Below are 7025 nucleotides of genomic sequence, written 5' to 3'. Positions count from 1 at the left end.
ATACTCAGTTGTGCTTTTCGGATTCTTAAGCAGTGATTGCTTTGCTTTAGAAATTTCCAATAAGTTGCTTCAAATTTAAGAAAGAAATCATCAATTACACAGAATAATTCGGTACTATTGAACATAAGGACTAGAGTTGTGAGTTTGGTGTGGTAACTCAACTGATGGCTCTAGTCCTCCCGTTTTTCAAGTTAAGTCTTATCCGCGATTCGGGTTACTTAAATGGAAAACAGCATTTTTAGGGTTTGATTCAATTTTCAGTGAGTCCAGTTTACAGGTCATAACAGGTAAAAACTTGAGCTTTATGATACAAAGAAAATGATTTTTTCACTGGAGTTCGCTTTATGTCTCGCAATGTTTTTACCACGGCTCGTCACAGTATTTCACGTATAGGCTTTTCTGCCTTGATGGCGGTTGGATTGCTGGGTTCCGCGCAACTGGCGACAGCAGGGCCAACGGTTGATCAGCTGAGCGATTGTCTGGTGAAATCGACCACCGAAACCGATAAGAAAACTGTATTGCAATGGACCTTTGTAGCTTTATCGACTCATCCAGATTTAAAAAGTTTTAGTCATGTGACCGATGTTCAGAAAGAGCAACTGGATAAAAGCCTGGCGACCATTTTACAGCGCATACTGGTCGAGCAGTGTTCTGCACAAACCAAAGCTGTGATTCAGGCAGAAGGCTTGCAGGCTGTAGGCGATAGTTTTCAGGAGTTAGGTCGTACTACCGGTGAAGCGATTGTGAAAAATCCTGAGGTGAATCAGCAGTTGAAAGGTGTGCTGCGTTATGTCGACTTGAATAAGATGGTGATGACGTTTTTAACGCCGGATGTGTGGAATAAGTTGGGTGTGATTCGTTAGTTTAAATCCTCTCCCTAGCCCTCTCCTTTGTTAAAGGAGAGGGAACTACGCGTATCGAATTGATTAAGTGACAAGTCCCCCTTTGCAAAAGGGGGATTTAGGTGGATTCAGAAGTCACGCATAAAGAAAGACTTAGAAAGCTGAATGCGTCCTAAGTCCTCGAGTTCGGAGATAGAGGATACTTTTTGATGGTCATATTGTTCAGATTCGAAAATTAAATCAGTCTTCCCCTAATACTGATTTAAGAAACAGGGAACTTTCTTTTTTAATTTTTTATATTATATTATGACGTAAGTGTTGCAATTAACGTAATTTTAACTAAATTTTTCTAGTATCAATTCATTATAAAAGTTAGTCATGAGAATACAAAATTTAAAGAAAATATTGGTAATACCTTTCTTACTTTTTTCGTCATATGGTTTTAGTGAGTCTCCAGATCAGCTTTATCCAATTAAAAAAAATAATGTGGTTGGTTTTATAGATGATCAAGGGGGAGTTTTTATTGAACCAACATATGATGCTGATGAGATTTATTTTCTTGGAACAGGGAGAGATGATTTAATTAATGTTAATAAAGATGGTAAAAGAGGTGTGTTGAGTTCGAAAGGACAGCTGATTATTCCAACTATATACGATAATAACATTTATTCATTTGATTTTAATGGTGGTAGTCTAGCGTCATTTTCTATAAATGGTCGGTGCGGGTATATTACAGATCAGAATAAAAAAATGATTAATGAAAAATATGAAAGATGTAATGCTTTTTATGGTAATAAGGCCGCAGTAAGACTTAATCAGAAATGGGCTTTAATTAATGAAAAAGATGAGTTGTTAACTGAGTTTATTTACGATGAAATCGGACGTTTTTCCGAAGGCTTAGCTTATGTCAGTATTAAAGGAAAATATGGATTTATTGACAAGTCTGGAAAAGTTGTAATCCCTTTAGTGCATGAAATGGCGATGTCATTTGAGAATGGATTGGCACGCATAGGGTCAATGTCCAGTCCTTACTATTTTATAAATAAGTCAGGAGAAAAGGTTTTTGATGTTCAATTTACTCATGTATATACCTTTGAGACTGAGTATGCTGTCATTCGTCAGGATATTGGTAATAAAGAACTTTATGGGGTAATTGATCTGAATGGTAAAGTAATAATCAAGCCTCAGTATACAGATTTAAAACTGGATAAAAAATTTCCTGATTTGGCGATTATTGCTGATAAGAACAGTAAATATGGCCTAATGAATATTAAGACGAATATGGTAGTAATTCAGCCTAAATACGAAAACCTATCTTTTTCATTAGAAGGTTTAATTACATTTAGTGAAAAGAGAAGATCTGGTCTAATGGATTTAAATCAAAATATAATTTTACCTGCAAGATTTGATCAGGGTGGGCTTGGTTTTGGAGCAAACCAACAACTTTCTTTGGTAAAAGTTAACGGGGATTTGATATATATCGATAGGCAAGGGAATAAAGTAAGTGATTTTATTCTTGACTAAATCATTTATTTACAAGGCAGTACTTTAAAATTTTCTTAGGAAAACGATTTTATATATATCCCTCTTGAGTACAATAAATGTAAAAACCCCGCATTAAGCGAGGTTTTTATAACATGAAATCAATTCATTAGCGAACAATTCATCCAATCAATTTCTTCATCAATTCATTCACTTGAGCAGGGTTGGCTTTACCCTTAGACGCTTTCATGACTTGACCAACCAGACCATTGAAAGCTTTCTCTTTACCAGATTTATACTCTTCAACCATCTTCTCATTGGCAGTAAGCACTTCCTTAATAATTGCTTCAATTGCGCCTGTATCAGTTTCCTGTTTCAAGCCTTTTTCAGCAATAATTTCGTCCGCAGTTTTGCCTTCTTCCCACATAAAGCCGAACACTTGTTTCGCGATCTTACCGCTAATGGTGTTGTCGACAATGCGAGCGATCATGCCGCCAAGTTTCTCGGCGGAAACAGGAGAATCAGCCAAATCCAGACCAGCTTTGTTTAAAGCACCTGAGAATTCACCCATTACCCAGTTTGCAGATACTTTACCTTGTGCAGCACCGCCCGCAGCAGCCACAACAGCCTCGAAAAAGTCTGAAAGCTCGCGTGTAAGGGTAAGAACGTGAGCATCGTACTCAGTCACACCAAAGTCAGCCACGAAACGCTCACGACGTGCAGCAGGAAGCTCAGGAAGTGCAGCACGTGCCGCTTCAATTTGCTCATCTGCAATAATTACAGGCAACAAGTCTGGATCTGGGAAGTAGCGGTAATCGTTCGCTTCTTCTTTAGAACGCATTGAACGCGTTTCCATCTTCACAGGGTCGAACAAACGTGTTTCTTGGTCAATCGTGCCGTCCCATTCCAGGATTTCCATTTGACGTTCAATTTCAACATTGATTGCCTGTTCAATGAAACGGAATGAGTTCAGGTTTTTTAATTCACAACGTGTACCAAACGGTTGACCCGGACGACGTAAAGACACGTTACAGTCACAACGGAACGAACCTTCAGCCATGTTGCCGTCAGAAATGCCTAACCAGCGCACCAGTGTATGAATTGCTTTAATATAAGCAACCGCTTCTTCAACCGAACGCATATCCGGTTCAGATACGATTTCAAGCAGAGGCGTACCGGCACGGTTCAAGTCGATGCCTGACATACCTTCGAATTGGTCGTGGATCGATTTACCTGCATCTTCTTCAAGGTGCGCACGGGTTACGCCAATGCGTTTTACTGTGCCATCTTCAAGCTGGATGTCGATATGACCCAAGCCCACAATCGGGTTGTCCATCTGGCTAATCTGGTAGCCTTTTGGAGAATCCGGGTAGAAATAGTTTTTACGTGCAAACACAGAAGCCTGGTCGATGTACGCATCGATACCCAAACCGAAGCGAATCGCAAGATCAACCACTTCTTTGTTCAATACTGGCAATACGCCCGGCATGGCCAAATCAACAAGGCTGGCTTGCGTGTTTGGATCGTTACCGAACACAGTCGATGAACCTGAGAAAATTTTAGTATGGGTGGCAAGCTGAGTGTGAATCTCGATACCAATAACCACTTCCCAACCATCAATCAGGTTAGATTTTGGTTTAACAGATTTTTGAGCTTGAGCCATTATGCATTCTCCTCAGCAATTGCAGCGCGTTTCGTATGCCAATCCGTTGCTTGTTGATACTGATGGATCACAGACAACAATTGAGATTCTGACCAGTAGTTACCAATCAGCTGTAAGCCAACAGGTAAATTGTCTTTGTCAAAACCAACAGGCGCGTTAATCGCAGGTAGACCTGCCAAGTTCACCGCGATGGTGTAGATGTCACCCAGGTACATTTCAACAGGCGAAAGGTTTGCACTGATTCTATACGCAGTTGTTGGTGCAGAAGGAGCCGCAATCACGTCAACATTTTCAAATGCTTTTAAGAAGTCTTGCTGAATTAAACGACGTACTTTTTGTGCTTTTACATAGTAGGCATCGTAATAACCGGCAGAAAGCGCGTAAGTACCAATCAGGATACGACGTTGCACTTCAGGGCCGAAACCTTCTGAACGCGAACGTTTGTACAAGTCCATCAAGTCCACTGGGTTTTCACAACGGTAGCCATAACGTACACCATCAAAACGTTGTAAGTTAGACGACGCTTCAGCAGGGGCAATCAGGTAGTAAGTTGGAACGTAGCTTTCCGTCATGTTGAGGTCAATCTCAACCAACGTTGCGCCCATTTCTTCCAATTTTTTCAGAGATTCTTCAACACGTGCTTTTACGTCGGCATCTAAACCTTGAACATTAAAGTACTGTTTAGGAATACCAATACGTAAACCTTTTATCGAAGTACCGTTCAGATTTACAACGTAGTCATCAACATCTTTTTGAACAGAGGTTGAGTCTTTGGCATCATGACCTGCCATCACGTTCATAAGATACGCACAGTCTTCAGCCGAACGCGCCATCGGACCGCCTTGGTCTAGTGATGATGCATAGGCAATCATACCAAAACGCGATACACGACCGTATGTCGGTTTTAAGCCGGTAAGGCCACAGAATGATGCAGGCTGACGGATTGAACCACCAGTGTCAGTACCGGTTGCAAACGGAGCCAGGTCAGCAGCTACAGCAGCAGCAGAACCGCCTGAAGAACCGCCAGGAACGTGATCCAGCGCCCACGGGTTTTTGGTCGCACCAAAGTAAGATGACTCGGAAGTTGAACCCATGGCAAATTCGTCCATGTTCACTTTACCTAGAGTCACCAGACCCGCAGCTTTAGCTTTCGCTACAACGGTGGCGTCGTAAGGAGAGATAAAATTGTCCAGCATTTTAGAACCGGCAGTGGTTTTAATGCCTTGGGTACAGAAAATATCTTTATGCGCAATTGGTACGCCGGTTAAAGCGCTTGCATTGCCTGCTTTAATGGCTGCATCAGCCGCATTGGCTTGAGCCAGAGCCTGCTCGGCGGTTACAGTCACATAAGATTGTACTTGAGCATCGATTTTTTCAATGCGTTTTAAATAATGTTCTGTTAATTCGCGAGACGAAAATTTAGCCTCAGCCAAACCCTCGGAAAGTTCACGAATCGATAAGCGATGTAAATCTGTCATGAGAAATATTTCTTTACGTTTAATTTAATAAAATGATTTAACTGAATAAAAACTACTCAATCACGCGAGGAACAAGGTACAAGCCATCTTGGGTTGCAGGTGCAACAGCTTGATATTCTTCACGATGATTTTCTTCAGAAACCACGTCTTCACGTAAGGGCTGTGGATGGTCAAATGGGCTTTTAAGCGGCTCGACATTTTCAGTGTCAATGCCTTTTAAGGTTTCCATCATGCCTAAAATTTTATTTAGACTTTGAGCATATTCAGCAGATTGCGTATCATTTAGCGACAATCGAGCCAGATGTGCGATTGCTGAAACTGTTTTTGCATTTAAATCTGCAGAATGCTGAGCATCCGATGTAGACATAATATTACCTAATCAGTATTAAAAAAATTCAAAATATCGTGCGTTATAATAAGCGATTGACTTGTTCAAATCATCACATTTAGTTAAAGTTGCCACCTTGCGTCCACATAAAGTTTAATCGAGAACGTCTCCGTGATTCTAAAAAGACTAATTGGCTTGTTTTCGCCCGATCTAGCCATTGATTTAGGTACAGCAAATACACTTATTTATGCACCAGGACGAGGCATTATATTAAATGAGCCGACGGTTGTGGCAATTCGTCACAGTGGTTCACAAAAAATCGTTGCCGCTGTTGGTCTTGATGCTAAACAAATGCTTGGTCGTACTCCTGCAAATATCTCTGCAATTCGCCCGATGAAAGATGGCGTGATTGCCGATTTCGAAGTGACCGAAACCATGTTGAACCAATTTATTGGTAAAGTACATGAAAAGCGTTTGTTCCCGCCTGCACCGCGTGTAGTCGTGTGTGTACCGTGTAAATCAACGCTGGTTGAGCGCCGTGCCATTCGTGAAGCCGTGTTTAATGCTGGCGCACGCGATGTCCGCTTAATTGAAGAGCCAATGGCTGCTGCAATTGGTGCCGGTATGCCGGTAGAACAGGCATGTGGTTCGATGGTTGTGGACGTTGGTGGTGGTACCACTGAAATCGCAATCATTTCATTACAGGGTTGTGTATACGCAGACTCGCTACGTATTGGCGGTGATGTATTTGATGAACAGATCATTAACTACGTACGTAAAGCGCATGGCTGTGTGATTGGTGAAACCACGGCTGAAGTGATTAAAAAAGAAGTGGGTATGGCATTGCCGGATGAAGGTGCTCCAATACTCGAAATCGAAGTTCGTGGTCGTAACCTTGCTGAAGGTGTGCCTCGTGCAATTACCGTGACTTCGGTTGAAATTGCTCAAGCGATTTCTGATCCATTACAAAATATTGTGTCTGCGGTGAAATCTGCCCTTGAACAAACTCCACCTGAACTATCTTCCGACATTGCAGAACGTGGCATTGTGCTGACCGGTGGTGGTGCATTACTTCGCAACCTTGACAAGCTACTTGCACAAGAAACGGGTTTACCTGTGGTTGTGGCTGAAGATCCGTTGACTTGCGTCACTCGTGGCGGTGGTAAAGTTCTGGAATTCTTCGACAATCCAAATCACGACATGCTCTTTGTAGGTTAAGTTAAGGACCAGGC

The 7025-nt window shown here is 41.7% G+C and carries 6 protein-coding genes and 1 pseudogene; 3 read left to right on the top strand and 4 right to left on the bottom strand.

Annotation, left to right across the window (positions count from 1 at the left end):
* A pseudogene (locus B9T29_RS16150) lies at positions 1-125 on the bottom strand (IS982 family transposase); the annotation flags it as partial.
* A gap of 219 nt (positions 126-344) precedes the next feature.
* On the opposite strand from B9T29_RS16150, the gene B9T29_RS04535 reads away from it, so the two are divergent.
* Both B9T29_RS04535 and B9T29_RS04530 read left to right on the top strand, forming a co-directional pair.
* Entirely contained in the window at positions 345-863 is a 519-nt protein-coding gene (locus tag B9T29_RS04535) for a hypothetical protein (protein ID WP_086174776.1), read from the top strand.
* Between the two features lie 357 nt (positions 864-1220).
* Positions 1221-2366 carry a WG repeat-containing protein gene (locus B9T29_RS04530; protein ID WP_086174775.1) on the top strand — a complete coding sequence of 382 codons (1146 nt, stop codon included), beginning with the start codon at positions 1221-1223 and terminating at the stop codon, positions 2364-2366.
* 139 nt (positions 2367-2505) lie between these two features.
* On the opposite strand, the gene gatB is transcribed toward B9T29_RS04530, so the two are convergent.
* Genes gatB through gatC form a run of 3 tightly spaced genes read right to left on the bottom strand, consistent with a single transcriptional unit; the run spans position 2506 to position 5832 of the window.
* The gene (gene gatB / locus B9T29_RS04525; protein WP_086174774.1) at positions 2506-3987 is read right to left on the bottom strand and encodes an Asp-tRNA(Asn)/Glu-tRNA(Gln) amidotransferase subunit GatB; all 1482 of its coding nucleotides are present in this window, start codon (positions 3985-3987) and stop codon (positions 2506-2508) included.
* Positions 3987-5465 carry an Asp-tRNA(Asn)/Glu-tRNA(Gln) amidotransferase subunit GatA gene (gatA, locus tag B9T29_RS04520; RefSeq protein ID WP_086174773.1) on the bottom strand — a complete coding sequence of 493 codons (1479 nt, stop codon included), beginning with the start codon at positions 5463-5465 and terminating at the stop codon, positions 3987-3989. Before gatA ends, gatB begins: the two co-directional genes overlap by 1 nt.
* Before the next feature lie 52 nt (positions 5466-5517).
* Complete coding sequence (gatC, locus tag B9T29_RS04515) at positions 5518-5832, bottom strand: Asp-tRNA(Asn)/Glu-tRNA(Gln) amidotransferase subunit GatC (RefSeq protein WP_086174772.1); 315 nt, start codon at positions 5830-5832, stop codon at positions 5518-5520.
* Between the two features lie 132 nt (positions 5833-5964).
* Between gatC and B9T29_RS04510 the strand changes: the two genes are divergently transcribed.
* The gene (locus tag B9T29_RS04510) at positions 5965-7011 is read left to right on the top strand and encodes a rod shape-determining protein (protein WP_086174771.1); all 1047 of its coding nucleotides are present in this window, start codon (positions 5965-5967) and stop codon (positions 7009-7011) included.
* Positions 7012-7025: the final 14 nt, after the last annotated feature.

It is taken from the genome of Acinetobacter sp. ANC 3903, assembly GCF_002135315.1.
Taxonomy (GTDB): domain Bacteria; phylum Pseudomonadota; class Gammaproteobacteria; order Pseudomonadales; family Moraxellaceae; genus Acinetobacter.
The sequence above is the reverse complement of the archived record's forward strand: the minus strand, read 5'-3'. Positions and strand labels throughout refer to the sequence as shown.

Excerpts from the sequence above, each read along its gene's own strand:
- gatB (WP_086174774.1), bottom strand. The coding sequence starts at position 3,987 with ATGGCTCAAGCTCAAAAATCTGTTAAACCAAAATCTAACCTGATTGAT.
- B9T29_RS04535 (WP_086174776.1), top strand. The coding sequence starts at position 345 with ATGTCTCGCAATGTTTTTACCACGGCTCGTCACAGTATTTCACGTATA.
- gatC (WP_086174772.1), bottom strand. The coding sequence starts at position 5,832 with ATGTCTACATCGGATGCTCAGCATTCTGCAGATTTAAATGCAAAAACA.
- gatA (WP_086174773.1), bottom strand. The coding sequence starts at position 5,465 with ATGACAGATTTACATCGCTTATCGATTCGTGAACTTTCCGAGGGTTTG.
- B9T29_RS04530 (WP_086174775.1), top strand. The coding sequence starts at position 1,221 with ATGAGAATACAAAATTTAAAGAAAATATTGGTAATACCTTTCTTACTT.